Source organism: Sinorhizobium sp. FG01 (assembly GCF_002531875.1).
In the GTDB taxonomy this organism is placed as follows: Bacteria; Pseudomonadota; Alphaproteobacteria; order Rhizobiales; family Rhizobiaceae; genus Sinorhizobium; species Sinorhizobium fredii_C.
In genome coordinates this window covers 1-14,252 of the sequence record NZ_NWTB01000027.1, presented here as the reverse complement: position 1 = coordinate 14,252, position 14,252 = coordinate 1, and the positions used below count along the sequence as shown (strand labels likewise).

Below are 14,252 nucleotides of genomic sequence, written 5' to 3'. Positions count from 1 at the left end.
AAACCGCACGCTTGCGGTAAGGTTGCTGGCATGGATTCGCTCGCGCTACAGCCGATATCGTCGTCCCTTCCACCCGCTCAGCTACCGTTCTGGGCAATGCCACGCGGCCGAGAGCCGAACGAGCTCGACGCCGCCTTCACCGCCGGCATCGGCCTGAAATTGCTCGACGATCTCGTCCGAAGCGAACCCGTCTGGGCCGGCTGCTGGCGCGCCCGGCAGGCGCTGAAATGCGCCGCGGCCGCCGTTCGGCTGATGGGTCGAAACGAGGACGAGGCGGCGCTTCGCGACGCCGTGCTTCTCACCGCGCCGGGAGGCGATCCCGGCCCTGCCGGAAGGGTGCTATTGGCCTTCGAAAGGTTGTCCACACGCAAGGCCGCCTTTTCCTCGAAGGCCGTGGCCGAACTGGCTGATCTGCTCGCTCTCGCCTGGGACGACCGGCTGACGGCGGCCGTCGATCATGTAGACAATGCCCTGCAGTCCGGCCGCGCCGGGCCGTTTGCCGCGGCGGACCTGGTGAGCGCCATTCACGCCGCCCGTCCGGATGCCGAGCCGCTCGCCTGGGCACTCGCCGATGCGCTGGTAGCCTCCATGCTGAAATGGCCGTTGCCCGTACCGCTGCTGATGGGCGAACGCTATGGATCGGCCTTCCGAACGCTTGGGGGCAGGGGGCGCGTGCGACCGGGCGAGACGGCCTTCCCCCGCGCCGTTTGCCTGGCATTGGTCGAAGGTACAGGTGCTGCGCTGCGCTCGGCCGGCGAAATTGCCCGACGCGCGGAAAAACTTCTCGCCGCCGCGCCGAAGGTCCGCACCAAGGGGGCCGAGACCGTGATCCTCAAACTGCTCGACGAGGATGCCGTGCCGGGCGCCGCGCCCGGCGCCAATCTTTCCCGTTGGGCCAGCACACGGCTGTTCGAGCGGCTGGAAGGTTTCGACGCGGTCCACGAACTGTCCGGGCGCTCCTCCTTCCGGATTTATGGATTGTGAGCATGGCCGGAACCAGGACCGCAAACACCTCCCGCAGCGAAAGGACGAAGGCCGCGGATGAACGTATGATTGATCGGGAGCTGGAGGACCTGCCGGCGGAGCTTCGCTGGCGCGAATGGATGCTGCGGGTCGAGGCTGTTATCTTCGCCTCGGCGGAACCTGTCACCCGTGAGACCTTGGTGCGTGTGGTCGGCCGAGCCTGCAGCATCGATCTCTTGATTGACGACCTGCGTGAGGAACTACGCACACGACCCTATGATATCGTCGCGGTCGCCGGCGGTTGGCAGCATCGCACCCGCGCGGCTTATGGGCCGGTGATCCGAGCTTCCGCCGCCCCGACCCGTTCAGGAGCGGCGAGCCTTTCCGAACACGAGGCGGCCGTGCTGATGGCAATTGCCTATCTGCAGCCGGTGACACGCGGGGAGTTGTCGAAAGTCTTCGGCAAGGACGTAAGCCGCGACACGATCGGGTCGCTTCGCGACGCCGGATTCCTCAGCTCCGGGCCACGTAGCCCCACACCTGGGGCGCCCTACACGTATGTGACGACCAAGCAATTTTTGTCGGTGTTCGGCCTCGAGACGCTGCGGGACCTGCCGGATCTCGAGCGGCTGGAGGATGCGGGGCTGCTCAGCCGGCAGGCGCTTGCGCAGGACACGACCACTGAGCCTGACGGCGACGTTCTGGAGGACTGAGTTTCTTCGTCCTTGCCGCCTTCTTTACGTCCCCATCTCTCATGCGACGGGCGACCGGGACTCATTCTCGCATAGGCTGTGAGCAGATCTGGAAGCTTCATGGCCGGCTTGCGGCCGTTTGTGGCACCCTGCCGTCCTCTTTCTCCTCCCTAGATCGTTCGCAGAGCAGCTCGATCCAAGCGCGGGGATCACCCGTCGGCGGGAATCAGACGACACAAACGGCGTACTTCGTCTTCCTCATCATCCTTAGCACTATCCACCAAGAAGTTCTGCACTGTACGTCGGGGCCGCTGTCGATGGGCTTGTTAGGATCATTGGCGAGTAGTAGACGCGGCAAAATCAAAAGTACGATTTTCGCCTCGTTTCGATAAAGTCGGCGCTTGCTATAATATAATATAATATGTATAATTATTCCAGTATTCGGAATATATACACGGACGTCGCTCAACTATCGATACACCTATCGATAGTGAGGTGTGCGGAGAATCAGCGTCCGTCTAACAGAAAGATCGACGTATTTAGCTTCCGTATGTGAACTTTGTTGTCGTCGATTCATATGGTTAATCGTTCATTAAGCTGGCCGTCCACTACTGCTGTAGCCGGTGTTTGAGGCCCACGGCGCTGCCGCGTCTCGCCGAGTTGATCGCAGTTCGCCGCTTGGTGGAAGTGGGATCGAGTGACCGCATTTTGCCGACGCTGCGTCTCGCTGTGGATCGACGGCGAGCTCGTCCACCTCGAACACTTGGTGCTGCATGACGCCGGCAACGACATCCGCACGCCGACCCACGAGATTGCGACGGCGTCGGCTCAATTTCAGTCCGGAGCGCGCTTGCGCATCAAAGTTTCGGCGAGGAAATCGAGCAGCACTTGGCCTCAATGCTGGCCTTCCGAGTAGGTCGGGCTTACTGGTGCCAATCGATTTGCACCGAGAGCATTCGGGCGGAGCCCGATCTCAGTCACGATCTTTCCCTAACGACTGTTCTTAACGCGCTTGCACAATGCGAGAGAATGGCGCTTGCTCTATGAGCACGAAGGCTTGAACATATGCCTTTGAGCCGCCAATACAGCAGTGTATTTCCCCGCCCCCAAGCTTTGAGAGCCGCCGTTTTGCGCCGCCTTCAAGCTCAATACAGATCTTGATTGGGCCGACAGAGATATTGATGTCGTGCCAACTCACCCAGCGGCTGATACCCGTCCCAAGTGCCTTTAGTACTGCCTCTTTGACCGCAAAGACGGTAGCGTAATAGGACGCCGGAGCGAGCGCTGGGGTCGCCAGCTGCTCGGCGTCCGTACAAAACCTGGCGACAAATCGATCGCCGCGGTGCGCCAGTGCATCTGCGATGCGTTCGACCTCAATCAAGTCCGCACCAATTCCAACTATCATCGAAAATTCGTCTTTCGGACATGGAATGTTTGATTTTCGGACATTAGTACGCTATTACTGGAACACGTGTAAAGGAGGTTCCCGTGAGCGCGACGTCATCCATCCTGCTCAAGACAATCCCTATCTTCCCGCGCGAAGACGTGATCGCTGTTCTCCGCGAGGATTTGCTTCGAGCCGTTAGGCGGCGATATCGGCGCAAAGGGCTGCCGCTTCCCAAAGGTGATGCTGAGGTAGTCCTCCTGACAATCGAGATCGATTCCTTGACTGTAGTCGAAATCCTCGCCGGTCTGGACGATATCCTGCCGTTCAAGGTTACCGAATGTGTTGTGAAGGCCGGGGGGTACAGATCGATCGCTGGCGCTCTCGACCATCTCGCCTCACGGATCGAAAAGAAATGGGACAAGTTTCAGGGACGTAGTAAATGACTGAACATGCCACTACGGGGGGCGAGGACGCCCAGCGTCGCCGTTTGGGCGAACGCTTGCGGAAGGCTCGCGAGTATATCGGCTATTCGCAGGACGAAGTCGCTGCCTTTCTCCGCGTGCCGCGCACAGCTGTGACGAATATGGAGAGCGGCACGCGCAAGGTCGAAGCGCTTGAGCTCTCTAAACTCGCCGAACTCTACCGCAAGACAGTTGGCTACTTCATGGAAAATGATACCGCTGGCGACACCTTGCCGCCGGATGTCGCTCATCTGGCACGACAAGCAGCAAAACTGTCCGTCAAGGATCGCGAAGAATTGGGTAGGTTTGCCGAATTCTTGAAATCGCGTTCCTTCGACGGGAAAAAAAAATGAACGATTATGCCGGGGTCGTACGCACTGCAGTGCTGGAAGCCAACCGGCTTCACCGTGACCTAGCGCTACAGGCAAAGGTGATCCGGGGCAGCGGCCGGATCGACATCTACGATGCGATCTCCCGGCTCGACGTTCCGTTGTTCTTCACTAAGCTCGACGGGTTGCTTGGTGCCTACTACCGACATCCTTCCCCGGGCATTCTGGTGACGACCGAACGACCACTAAATCAGCAAAGGTTCACTGCCGCGCATGAGCTTGGGCATCATTGGCTGGGGCACGCCCCAAGCATTGATGACACGGAAAGCGCGCTTCGGCGCATGCCATTCCAGCAGGGACAAGGCGATAGCATTCAGGAGATCGGCGCCGAGACTTTTGCTGCATCGTTTTTGCTGCCGCGGTGGTTGCTGGATTGGCACTGCGAGCGTCAGGACTGGACGGACGATACGTTCTCTGATCCGATCATGATTTACCAGCTCGCCCTTCGTGTCGGCGTCAGCTACGCGGCGACGGTATGGACGCTTCAGCGTTACGGCGTCTTCGACCGGAATTTTGCTTTGGCTGCCGCCAAGCTTGAAGTGAAAGAGCTGAAGAAAAGATTGCTGCGTGGCTACAAGCCGACAAACTACCGCGGGGATGTCTGGCTCGTAACCGAGCGCGATAATTCCCTTCCGGTCCACGGCGGGCCTCTCGACTTGCTTGTCGTCAAACTTCGCGAGCAGAGCGGCGGTGGCTATCTCTGGCGTGTCCAGACGATCGAGGACCGGGGTTTGGCGATTGTCGCCGACGACAGGGAAACGGCTCATGATGCGGCGGTCGGTAGTCCAACCTTGCGGGTGTTGACGGCGTCGGCGCGCGGACGCCACCAAGGGGTTCTGGCGCTTGCGCAGGCCCGACCGTGGCAGCCGGCTGAAGCCCTTAACCGTCTTTACATTCACTATGATTTTCAAGGCGCGCATCTGCAGGGATGGTACAAGGATCAGCGCGACCGGTACCGTGACAACCTAGCGGCGGCCTAGATGATCAGCGTCACAGTGGATCTCCGCAGCAGGTTTGGTGCGGCGCGCGATCAGGGGCCGCGCCCCACATGCCTGGCGTTCGGAATGAGCGACTTGCATGCTTTTCACCGTGACCGATGGGAGCCGCTCTCGTGCGAGTACCTTTTCTACCATACCCAACGACGCTTCAATCGGTCTTTCCATACAGGAGCTTCCCTGTCAGAGATGCGGGCAACGCTTGAAGAGGAAGGTCAGCCGCTCGAAGAGAATTGGCCATATCTGGTTCAATTGCCCAAAGACATTGACCTTTACGGCCCACCCACTGCTGGCACAGTGTATCGGCGACAGTCGGATCGGCATGCCGTCGATCTTGTAAAGATAGAGGACGCACTGCTAGCGGGCATTCCCGTCCTTGTCGTGATTATGCTTTCGGACGCTTTTTACGCCCCCCGCCCGGACGCCGTTATCCTTCCGGTCCAAGGTGACCCACCAGATCCGAGCCGTCGCCATGCTTTGATCCTGACGGGGATGGCAGAATTGAACGGCGAAATGCTTTTTCTCGCCCGCAACAGTTGGGGCAAAGAGTGGGGTGTTGATGGCTATGCCTGGCTAACCGCTCAGTTTCTGCAGCCAAGGTTGAACCACGCGGTCATCTTGAAGGAGGAAGTTCATGTTTCTGCCTAGAATTCAAAGGCCCACGTGCGCAACCGCCTGGCTTGCCGCGTCGCGCGCAGTTTACGACCTACCGCATCACGAATCCCACAACGTTGTCATCGACGTCGATGATCCCCTTGCCGAAACCCCTTCTGACAGGGCAGCAATCGATCTTCTGGATCAGTATCTCGGAATGTTTACCGAGAACGAATTCCTCGTTCGCACCGTCGCTAACACTATCTTCCCACAGGCGCTTTACGAGGATCATGGCTCGCCCGAATTCTACGACGTTTATCGTGATCAGGTTTTTCCCAGACTGAAACGATCGTCCCGTGATTGGGGCCGCTATTTTGAGCGGATGATCGCATATCCGGGGCCTGAAGGCGCCACCAATCTTTTGGGCAACCTGGTCGCCAAGATGAAGCGGCATGTCGGGAGTGGAACGGTCTATAGGAACATTTACGAACTGCCGATTTACAATGCCGCAAAGGACGCCGGAGGGTCTCCACGCGGCGGCCAGTGCCTGAGCTTCCTGAGTTTCAAGATCGACAGACATCGCCGCCTGCATTTGTCGGCGATCTACCGGAACCACTACTATACTGAAAAGCTTCTCGGCAACCTCATCGGCCTGGGAAACCTAATGTCCTTTGTCGCCGATGAAACAGGGCTGACATGTGGACCGCTTACAGTGCTTTCGACCCATGCAGAGGTGGATAAGGGACGCGGCCTTCAGTCCGACCTGCGCCAACTCCATCAAGCATGTGCAGCACTTCTGGAACCGAATCACCAACCCGTTGCCGACTAGAAGGGAAGACTGGCTTGTCGTGGAACTGGGCTTGGAAGACCATAATGATGATACATCCCAGTCATAAACTCAGTCTGCCCGCCATAGCTCGGATGCCGAACCTGTTGCGAGACGATGTCGAGTTCCGACAGGGCGGACTGGGCATCCCGCCCGATCGCAATAACGCTGCGTGGCCGCAGCGTCTCGAGCAACCACGCGAGGAACGGGCGGCAGGCCTGCCGCTCGGCGCGGGTATGGCATCGGTTCGACATCGAGTGGCCGCGTTCATGCGGATGAAGCGGAAACACGTTCCAAAGAAAGATCGGCTGACTGACGGCGGTCAGAACGTCCCAGATGACGGTGGCTGTACGCTCCGCAAGCGCCGGACCGTTCGTCGCCCGGGCAAGCGGCAAGGATCCATAGAGCTCGCCGTGCGCTTCAAGATGCATTTCGTCGGTCAGCGCCAAACCTGTCCTGCGGCCGCCGCGGTAGCCAAGGTCACGGGCAATCCAGAGCGAGGCGACGCCTTTCGTCTGCGCGGCTTCCAGGACATGCCTCAAATTCGCGCGTCGGATTGCAGGCGCGTCGTCGATATCAAATTCCCCACACCGGTCACGGTAGGGATTGAAAACTGCCTCGAAGTTCAGATCGCTCAATTTCTCGATGAAATCGTCGCTGCTTTTGATCGTCGTATCCATCACGAATCGCCTAGCGGAGGAGCTCGTGAGGGTGTGACACCATTTTTCTCGGCGACCCGCAACTCCGTCTTGAGACAGAGCAGCGAAGAATGGCCCTTTTTTGCTTTCGGTAGGTCAAGAAATGCACATTTCCAGTGGAAGATTGCGGGCCAGCCGAAATGGTGAAAGTGCTATTGTTGTCTGCCCACCGACGCAAGGTTATAGATCTTCTACCAACAGCGAAGGATTGAGACGCTCGTGACCACGCTATCCTCAGAGGACCTGCTTCGCTTGCAGCAAGAGCAATTCCGCCACGACCAGCGGAATCACTCGGACATCTGGTGCTTGCCGAAAGCCGATAGGTTGAAGCATTACGGATTGCACTTTGCAAAATACGTTGGCCGCATTGCGCGCGGTGCGAACGAGACTAAGACTGTCGAGCGCACTATTGTCGATGCGGCGCTAGTGTGCCTAAGCGCCGCTAACGTGTTGCACCAGCACTTGCAGCCGAAGGATGCCCAAGCTCTTAGCAGTCAGATCGATCCGTTGCGTAATTTTGCCGACGCGGCCGGACGCTTTGCTGACGCCTGCGAAAAAATCGATCACCTCGAGGAATTTCTGACGATCGCCCGCATGGCCAACGAAGACGTTCTTTCCTGGGTCGTGACATCGGCCAGCGAGCGGCAGTTCGATCTTGAAGGGGGCATTAAGCACCGGCGAAAAGAGCTCGCAGCTCGGCAATTTTACATTGCGGACTGATTGATGAGCTTTTGGAGTGGGGAAACACTGAGGGCAAACCCTTCGGTCGTCGAGGAGTTCGACGAAAAACAGATTGATGTGAATGCCTATAATCTCCGGATGGGCGATTCTTACTTCCGCACGGCGGATGGCTCTGTCGTCAAGGAAGCGAAGAAGCTCAAGCTCAAAGAGGGAGAGGCATTTACCATCCCGCCGGGTCAATTCGCCTTCCTCGTCTCAAAGGAATCCATCAGCGTGCCGCCCAACGCGATGGCGTTCATTTCGATGCGGACCAGGATCAAGTTTGAAGGGTTGATCAACGTTTCGGGATTTCACGTCGACCCCGGCTACAAGGGCAAGCTGGTCTATTCGGTCTATAACGCGAGCCCCTCGCCTATCCAGATATGCGAAGGCGACAACCTCTTTAAAATCTGGTTCGCCGAGCTTGATCAGACGTCAGCGGCCCCCTACGTATTCAAGGGCGAAGGCAATGCCGACATTGGCAACGATCTTGTCCGCGGCATGAGTCAAGAGATTTTCTCACTTCAAGCGCTCGCCGTGAAGATGCGCGAGCTAGAAGCCAACATGAACCAGAAGCTCGCCGAACAAAAGCCCGTCATCGACAACCTGACCTTCATCTGGCGCGCTGTGCAACTGGCAATTCTGGCCGCACTCATCCTTGCCTTTCTGACGGCAGCTTGGCCATCTCTCCATGCGGCCGGCGAGGCGCTCTTGAATTATATCCGGAGCAAGATCGGAAACTGACTGCCGACCTCGCTCAAGCGGAGGGCGGTTTTGCTGCGATCAAACGATAGGCCTGCCCGTACCCTCGCAGATCCTGGACGAGAGCATTTGTCGCCAAGGCCAGGATAAGCGCTTCGAAGAGCGCCGTCGGTCCTGAGATGAGATCGGAAAAAGGGGGCTGGCTAGAGAGCGTCATCCACAGTCCCGCGGTCAAAGCGGCTAGGGTGAGCAGACCGCCGATAAGCGAGAGGATGGTCCATGCCCAGATCTTAGTTGAGTGCCATTCACTCGCCAGAGCAAACCATTGTCCCTCTCGCTTCAGGTGCTTGCCTGCAAGCGAATACATTTCGACCATTCCAAGCGGATCCGTCGGATGATGGACGAGAGTGTCGATCGTATCCGCCGGCGGTTGAGCTCGGTAGAGCGACGCGAAGCGTATTTGACGTTCCGGCGCGGTCAGGCTTGAGTAAGATCTGAAATAGGCCGATTTCGCCTCGGCGTCGGTTCTCATGAGAATTTTCCCGGCGCGAGTAGCTTTCGCCAGGGCTGCGACTGAGACGATGATCACGCCGGTGAATTGCAAGGGCTGAAACAGCGATCCGGAAACACTGGCAAGCGGCGTAATCGTGGGGCTCAGAAGCCGTGCCGTCAAATGCCAGATGTTGCAAAACAAAAAGGTCATGCCGGCGAGGATCGCTAGCGACAGGAACTTGTCGAGATTGAACCAGACGGCCAGTCTGGCTGCAACGTTGCGGGGCGGATCCGCGTTTTCGCTAGACACTGCCACTTTGCTCCCCTTGGCCCTCAACTTCATCACATGGTTGAGAAGCATCATCGTTTTTGGTTAAGGCCGAGGCTCCCTCCATGTCAATCATAAAGCAGCGTCTGGACCGTCATCAGACCGGCAATAAAATGAGAATTTCATCGCGTTAAACGGAACGAGCTTGAGTTTATAGGCCTTGCGTCGCTGCACAACTGCACACGCCTAAGCGCTTGTTTCTTTTGATCGTGAGCTCCGCAACGGTCCATATCCCTTCCAGAGCTCGATTGCATCCACACGCATGCGCCCCGAGTGGTGTAGAGATCCAGCGTGAGAGATGCGCGAATCACCTCCGCAGCGGACCCAACACCATGTCATTCACAGGTGACTGCCACACTGAATGATGAAGCACGTTCCGCGAGATCTGGTGCCTCTAATTTTTTTTCACTCGACCCGGCCACAGGCGAGATCCCATAGGAGAGCAGAAAAGCATAAAGGCTTGCTCCGCGGAGCGCGAAATTAACGTTCTGGGGGATGTCACCGGTCACAGCAAGTGCAGCGAGTGCGTCGAGCTTCGACGTTACCACACCAATGACATTGCCATAGCCATCAAGTAGCGGGCCGCCACTGTTGCCCGGTTGAACGGGAGCAGATATCTGGATGAAGCGCGTATCGTTGCCAAGGCCGGCCAGCGCCGTGACATTGCCGAGGGTGAAGTTACCTCCGCTGGCCAAGACGTGGGAAAGCGGATAGCCAAATACAGCGACTGACTCGCCCAGCCGTGTCTCTACCCGGACAGACGCATATGCGCCCGTATCGGTTTCCACACGTAGTAGAGCAAGATCGTTCGTGGGGTCCACTGCCACAATATTTGCGGGAAGCCTCAACTAGCTGTAAAGATTAGTGGCTGGCCGCCTTTGTACGACCAGGTGGGAAGGGGCCGATCCTTCGGCGGCTCCCACACGGTGCGTCTCAAGTTTTGCCCGTTGCTAAGGAACAAGTCAGGGGGAAACCCGCCAGCACTCCACAATTCTTCGCGCGCCGCCTTCGCTCCTCGGGCGATTGATACTGGTCCCGCGATCACTGCGAGCCAACCGTTCGAGGACTCCGCCACGCGAACATCATCAAAGCGATGCTGGTAAAGATTCGCGATGCCAATGGCGTTGTCGAGATCTCGCGTACTTGCGAGCACAACCCATCGGCTACCTCCGGTCTGAAGAAGATCGGCATGCACCGCCGAAGCCAGTCCCGTGAGAACGAGTATCGCCGCAAGTAGTCTGAACATACTGAAACGCCCCAACCTTGAAGAGAGCATCCAACCAGTATGCAATGTGGTCAAGGGGCGTGCCGACTATTCCGACCGCTGCAGCGTCTAAGTCGTATCGAGTAGGAGAGTGCTTCTGAGAAGTGCAGGTGCCGGGAGCAGCACCGACCTTCAGCGCCGCGCCTGACGGTCAAACCCCGCCGTTGTGCGGAGGAATGGACGAGGCACTGCGGCACGTCTCCTCATGGCCGCTTGGACATTCGCATCACTATGCCGCCTCCCAAACCTGGTTCAGGATTTTGGCGGCAAGCGCTGCCTTATCCTGTGGCAGGAAGCGGCCATAATGGCTGGCTACCATTTCGGCAGTGTCCTGAATGGCATAGCTCGCCTGCTCGTAGGAGCCCGTCTGCTTAAGAATATGCGTGGCGAGCACGTCACCGGACATTATGCGGTCCATGCGGCAGCAAACCCTTTATCGCGCCGCGGCCGGTGTAGGGGTTGTAAATGCCATAGCGCTGGATCGTTAGCCGCCAGGCTTCATAGAAGGTCGTCTGGTTGTAGGCCGCGTCCCGGCTGTTGGCCTTCACCGTCTTCACGAACAGAGTGCCGGGATCGTCGGCGCCAGCGAGGAGCACGCCGCGATGCCGCTCGATGTAGGCGTTGAGGTATTTGTAGAGGTCGAGAAGGTCCGGCAGGATCAGGCGGAAAGGGTTTCGAGCCGAAGAAGGAGGAGTTGGCATTCTTGAACGCGTTCGCCGCGACCAGCACCTCCCAGCCGCGGTCGCGATCGCTCCAGCGGATTTCGCCACGCTTCATATCCTCAAGCCGGCGCTCCGATGTCGGGAAATGCCCGCGCGGGCAGACAAGCAATTGCCGCAGGTTCTTCTGGCGAAGTCCGAGGTGCAGGCCGAGCCGCAACATCAGGAACGACCTGACAGCCTCGGCGGCGGCCCGAGGATAGCGATCCTCATCCGGCATGCGCTTGAGGATCTCGTCGGTCATCTTGCGGTATTCGGCAAGCGGGCTGTCCGCCTCGAGCACGCACATAATCGGCTCGAACGGATCCCGGTGGACCCGCATCACCCGCTGGATTTCCTTTGAGCAATGCGAAGCGTGCTTGAAGCACGTGTCGCAGGCCGCATGCCAATCTCGTTCGGCCGCCGCAATTTCCGCCGCGGAGATCAATCCGGAGATCGGCTTGACGTTTCGCACGAGTTCCGGATGTTGCCAAAGCCAGTCCGTTTCGGCGCGCGCCAGGTTGAGGAGAACGCTCAGCATGTCCTCTTCCCAAGTGGTGTAGAAGCCGCGTCGGCGCTCACGCCACTGCAGATACCAGTCCCAGACACCGGGAAAGACCAGGAGACCAAAGGTCAGCTGGCTGAGCGGAACGCCAGCCTTTGACGGCGCTCTTCGGAGATGCAGCCAGGGCACCGAACATCAGCCCGAGATGTTCGATCTTCTGCGCGGCCGTTTCCTCTCCCCAAACGTCGTTTCGCTGAAATCCGAGAGCCGTCAGCGTCGCCGTCTTGAAACGGATGAGATTGGCCATTTCCATCGCGAGCCGGGGAGGGGCGTCGACCACACCGGAGAGAAGGTCGGGATCCTCGATCGCCGCGTCGTCATCCTCACAATTCATGGCATCAGTCGACGTTCGCGGTGGAGCAGACCCGCCGTAGGAAATCGCCGGGAAGCGGATGGCGTAGCGCTGTCTCGTCGCCATAGCTGAAAATGGCGGTAGTCAGTGGAACCGGAAATGATCACCCGGCGAACCCATTCCAGGATTTCCTCGCGCTTGGCGAACGGCAGGCTGTTGAAGTTGTCCGGCAGATGCCAAGCGAGCCGGCGCCGCTCCGCAGCACCGATATCGCTTCCAACCTCGTGGCCCGACACCGATCGCGCCTGGTGCGGCAGCTTGGCTTTGAAGTAGGCGTCGGGCAGCCGGTACCTTCGTTCGACGCTGGCGAGAGGCCGCGGTACCTTGGTGCCTATCGTCCAGCTCAGCAGCGTCTTGTGATCGAAGGCATCTTCTTCGCGCATAATGGCGCGATGCAGATGCCAGTAGCGGTCGCCGTGCCGGCGCATGTGATAGATGAGCGCCTGCTGAAATCCTTCAGACTCCTCGGTCCAGTCGAACAGCGGTTTTGGAAATTCCTCGATGGGCCTTGGTTGAACGCCCGGCTTCGTTCTTGCCTGCTCTCGTTCGATGGTACTCGCGGCGGCCGAGAAACTCCGCCGAGCCGCCATTGTCTTGGCCGAACCGGCCGCAGGCTTGGTCTTCTTACTGGGCACCTCAACTGTCGGGCGATCATCTTCCTCCGGTCGCTCCTTATCCAGCCACCGAATGATGGCTTCAAGGCCAGATCGAAGGTTCTTCTTCAGCTCCGTCGTCATCTCGTCTTCGATGCTGCAGGCTTGAGCGACTGCCTGCCAATCGATGCGCCCGTTCCGCATGGGTGGCGTCTTTCGACAGGTAATCAGACTGGTGAGATAAGGCCTGATGTTTTCGAGTGCGCGCCTCGACGCGACCGGAGCGATGCGGATGCTGCAGAATTCGCAGATTCTCCGCTGGAAATGAAGGGACCAAGTAGACTGTGTTCTCATGGCGAGAAGCAGTTCACATGATCCTTGGCCGGTTGGTGCCGGGCGTGGCCTGCTAAGCCGTCGTGGTTAACAAAAGCTGAATTCGTGGAGCTCTGCCCACGACTCTGTCGAGCAGGTGCGAGAATCTGCTATAGCGGCAACATGGGATTCGGGGTTTTCATTCATCGCTCAGATTCGATCTACGACGACAGCCCGGCGGAACGGTATCAGTTTCCCAGCCAGTATCTGGGCCGTGCCCAAGCCTGCATTGGCAATTGGATCATCTACTACGAGCCGAGGAAGGTTGCAGCGACGCGCGGCTATTTCGCTATTGCCAAGGTGGGGGAGGTCATCCCGGATCGCAAAGCGCCAAGCATGTATCTCGCATTGATTGAGCCTGGGACCTACCTCGATTTCATCAACCCGGTTCCCTTCAGCAATCCCGAAGGGGTGATCGAACGCGGCGTGCTGAATGACGACGGCCGTATCTCCGGACGGGCGCAGTCCGCCGTGAGGCCGATCTCTCCAAGTGATTTCAATCGCATTCTGTCACTAGGATTCGATGCGCAGGAGCCGGAGTTGCCGCGTGTCGGTGAGCCAGAGACCGTTAATTCGGCGCCCGGATTTGGCGAGCAACTGCAGAAACCCTTGGTTCTTGAGCAGGAGCGCGATCGCGTCACGCAGCTCACGTCGCGAATCGTGCGAAACAGCCTGTTTCGGCACCTCGTCCTCAAAGCCTACGACAAGCGGTGCGCGGTCACCGGACTGAAGTTGATCAACGGCGGCGGCCGGGCCGAAGTCGATGCCGCGCATATTCGACCAGTGGAAGCCAGCGGCCCTGATATCTTGGGCAATGGTATAGCGCTTTCCGGGACCGCCCACTGGATGTTCGACCGAGGTCTGATCAGCCTTTCCGACGATCTGAAAATCCTTGTTTCACGGCAGGTGAACGATCCGGAGAGCATCCAATCGCTTATCAACAGAACGGGACGCGCGATCGTGCCGCAGCGGGCTTTCGAAAGGCCGCATCCACACTTCCTGCGATGGCACCGGGAAAACTGCTTTAAGCATTGAGCGTGGCCGTGCTTCCTGAGGCACGGCATTGGGTCCGCGGTTCGATTCTCCTCACATCAGGTTTTTTGTCAATGGTTCATTTTGATGGCATCACAAAGCCTCCTTTGTTCGCGGATCCACGGTCTG

General features: G+C 58.4%; 14 protein-coding genes and 2 pseudogenes. 11 read left to right on the top strand and 5 right to left on the bottom strand.

The annotated features are described in order from the left end of the window. The first annotated feature begins 30 nt into the window (after positions 1–30). The 3 genes and pseudogenes from CO656_RS27280 to CO656_RS31105 all read left to right on the top strand — a co-directional run. A complete protein-coding gene (locus tag CO656_RS27280; RefSeq protein ID WP_097527884.1) occupies positions 31–984 on the top strand; it encodes a DUF1403 family protein in 954 nt (317 codons plus the stop codon). A gap of 65 nt (positions 985–1,049) precedes the next feature. Next, on the top strand, positions 1,050–1,676 hold the full coding sequence (locus tag CO656_RS27275; protein WP_097527899.1) for an SMC-Scp complex subunit ScpB: 627 nt from the start codon (positions 1,050–1,052) through the stop codon (positions 1,674–1,676). 602 nt (positions 1,677–2,278) lie between these two features. Then, positions 2,279–2,469, top strand: a pseudogene (locus CO656_RS31105) (hypothetical protein); the annotation flags it as partial. A 189-nt stretch (positions 2,470–2,658) separates the two neighbouring features. Here CO656_RS31105 and acpS read toward each other — a convergent pair. Continuing rightward, on the bottom strand, positions 2,659–3,060 hold the full coding sequence (acpS, locus tag CO656_RS27265; RefSeq protein ID WP_097527883.1) for a holo-ACP synthase: 402 nt from the start codon (positions 3,058–3,060) through the stop codon (positions 2,659–2,661). Between the two features lie 83 nt (positions 3,061–3,143). Between acpS and CO656_RS29965 the strand changes: the two genes are divergently transcribed. The 5 genes from CO656_RS29965 to CO656_RS27240 are packed head-to-tail and all read left to right on the top strand — an operon-like array spanning position 3,144 to position 6,310. Next, on the top strand, positions 3,144–3,485 hold the full coding sequence (locus CO656_RS29965; RefSeq protein ID WP_103452591.1) for a hypothetical protein: 342 nt from the start codon (positions 3,144–3,146) through the stop codon (positions 3,483–3,485). After that, complete coding sequence (locus CO656_RS27255) at positions 3,482–3,856, top strand: helix-turn-helix transcriptional regulator (RefSeq protein WP_097527881.1); 375 nt, start codon at positions 3,482–3,484, stop codon at positions 3,854–3,856. The genes CO656_RS29965 and CO656_RS27255 overlap by 4 nt, the downstream gene beginning before the upstream one ends. After that, entirely contained in the window at positions 3,853–4,872 is a 1,020-nt protein-coding gene (locus CO656_RS27250) for an ImmA/IrrE family metallo-endopeptidase (RefSeq protein ID WP_097527880.1), read from the top strand. Before CO656_RS27255 ends, CO656_RS27250 begins: the two co-directional genes overlap by 4 nt. After that, complete coding sequence (locus tag CO656_RS27245) at positions 4,873–5,535, top strand: C1 family peptidase (RefSeq protein ID WP_097527879.1); 663 nt, start codon at positions 4,873–4,875, stop codon at positions 5,533–5,535. It begins immediately after the preceding gene. Beyond that, positions 5,522–6,310 (top strand): hypothetical protein, encoded by a 789-nt coding sequence (locus CO656_RS27240; protein ID WP_097527878.1) that lies wholly within the window; start codon positions 5,522–5,524, stop codon positions 6,308–6,310. Before CO656_RS27245 ends, CO656_RS27240 begins: the two co-directional genes overlap by 14 nt. Here the strand turns inward: CO656_RS27240 and CO656_RS27235 are convergent. Beyond that, positions 6,307–6,987 (bottom strand): uracil-DNA glycosylase, encoded by a 681-nt coding sequence (locus CO656_RS27235; RefSeq protein WP_097527877.1) that lies wholly within the window; start codon positions 6,985–6,987, stop codon positions 6,307–6,309. The two genes, CO656_RS27240 and CO656_RS27235, sit on opposite strands and share 4 nt — an antisense overlap. 237 nt (positions 6,988–7,224) lie before the next feature. Here CO656_RS27235 and CO656_RS27230 point away from each other — a divergent pair, with 237 nt between their 5' ends. Together CO656_RS27230 and CO656_RS27225 are read left to right on the top strand one after the other, a co-directional pair. After that, positions 7,225–7,725, top strand: a complete 501-nt coding sequence (locus CO656_RS27230; protein ID WP_097527876.1) for a hypothetical protein — start codon at positions 7,225–7,227, stop codon at positions 7,723–7,725. 3 nt (positions 7,726–7,728) lie between these two features. Beyond that, positions 7,729–8,469 carry a deoxycytidine triphosphate deaminase gene (locus CO656_RS27225; protein WP_097527875.1) on the top strand — a complete coding sequence of 247 codons (741 nt, stop codon included), beginning with the start codon at positions 7,729–7,731 and terminating at the stop codon, positions 8,467–8,469. Between the two features lie 13 nt (positions 8,470–8,482). Here CO656_RS27225 and CO656_RS27220 read toward each other — a convergent pair whose 3' ends face one another. The 3 genes and pseudogenes from CO656_RS27220 to CO656_RS30390 all read right to left on the bottom strand — a co-directional run bounded on the left by CO656_RS27220 (position 8,483) and on the right by CO656_RS30390 (position 13,073). Beyond that, positions 8,483–9,283 carry a hypothetical protein gene (locus tag CO656_RS27220; protein ID WP_097527874.1) on the bottom strand — a complete coding sequence of 267 codons (801 nt, stop codon included), beginning with the start codon at positions 9,281–9,283 and terminating at the stop codon, positions 8,483–8,485. Between the two features lie 299 nt (positions 9,284–9,582). Continuing rightward, the gene (locus tag CO656_RS31100) at positions 9,583–10,068 is read right to left on the bottom strand and encodes a serine protease (RefSeq protein WP_245428549.1); all 486 of its coding nucleotides are present in this window, start codon (positions 10,066–10,068) and stop codon (positions 9,583–9,585) included. 672 nt (positions 10,069–10,740) lie between these two features. Beyond that, positions 10,741–13,073, bottom strand: a pseudogene (locus CO656_RS30390) (hypothetical protein). Between the two features lie 141 nt (positions 13,074–13,214). Here CO656_RS30390 and CO656_RS27190 point away from each other — a divergent pair. Further along, on the top strand, positions 13,215–14,126 hold the full coding sequence (locus CO656_RS27190) for an HNH endonuclease (protein WP_179864851.1): 912 nt from the start codon (positions 13,215–13,217) through the stop codon (positions 14,124–14,126). Positions 14,127–14,252 lie beyond the last annotated feature (126 nt).

Bases quoted from the DNA above. Each gene is read 5' to 3' on its own strand.
- CO656_RS27280 (WP_097527884.1), top strand. From the start codon at position 31: ATGGATTCGCTCGCGCTACAGCCGATATCGTCGTCCCTTCCACCCGCT.
- CO656_RS27275 (WP_097527899.1), top strand. From the start codon at position 1,050: ATGATTGATCGGGAGCTGGAGGACCTGCCGGCGGAGCTTCGCTGGCGC.
- acpS (WP_097527883.1), bottom strand. From the start codon at position 3,060: ATGATAGTTGGAATTGGTGCGGACTTGATTGAGGTCGAACGCATCGCA.
- CO656_RS27255 (WP_097527881.1), top strand. From the start codon at position 3,482: ATGACTGAACATGCCACTACGGGGGGCGAGGACGCCCAGCGTCGCCGT.
- CO656_RS27250 (WP_097527880.1), top strand. From the start codon at position 3,853: ATGAACGATTATGCCGGGGTCGTACGCACTGCAGTGCTGGAAGCCAAC.
- CO656_RS27245 (WP_097527879.1), top strand. From the start codon at position 4,873: ATGATCAGCGTCACAGTGGATCTCCGCAGCAGGTTTGGTGCGGCGCGC.
- CO656_RS27240 (WP_097527878.1), top strand. From the start codon at position 5,522: ATGTTTCTGCCTAGAATTCAAAGGCCCACGTGCGCAACCGCCTGGCTT.
- CO656_RS27235 (WP_097527877.1), bottom strand. From the start codon at position 6,987: ATGGATACGACGATCAAAAGCAGCGACGATTTCATCGAGAAATTGAGC.
- CO656_RS27225 (WP_097527875.1), top strand. From the start codon at position 7,729: ATGAGCTTTTGGAGTGGGGAAACACTGAGGGCAAACCCTTCGGTCGTC.
- CO656_RS27220 (WP_097527874.1), bottom strand. From the start codon at position 9,283: ATGATGCTTCTCAACCATGTGATGAAGTTGAGGGCCAAGGGGAGCAAA.
- CO656_RS27190 (WP_179864851.1), top strand. From the start codon at position 13,215: ATGGGATTCGGGGTTTTCATTCATCGCTCAGATTCGATCTACGACGAC.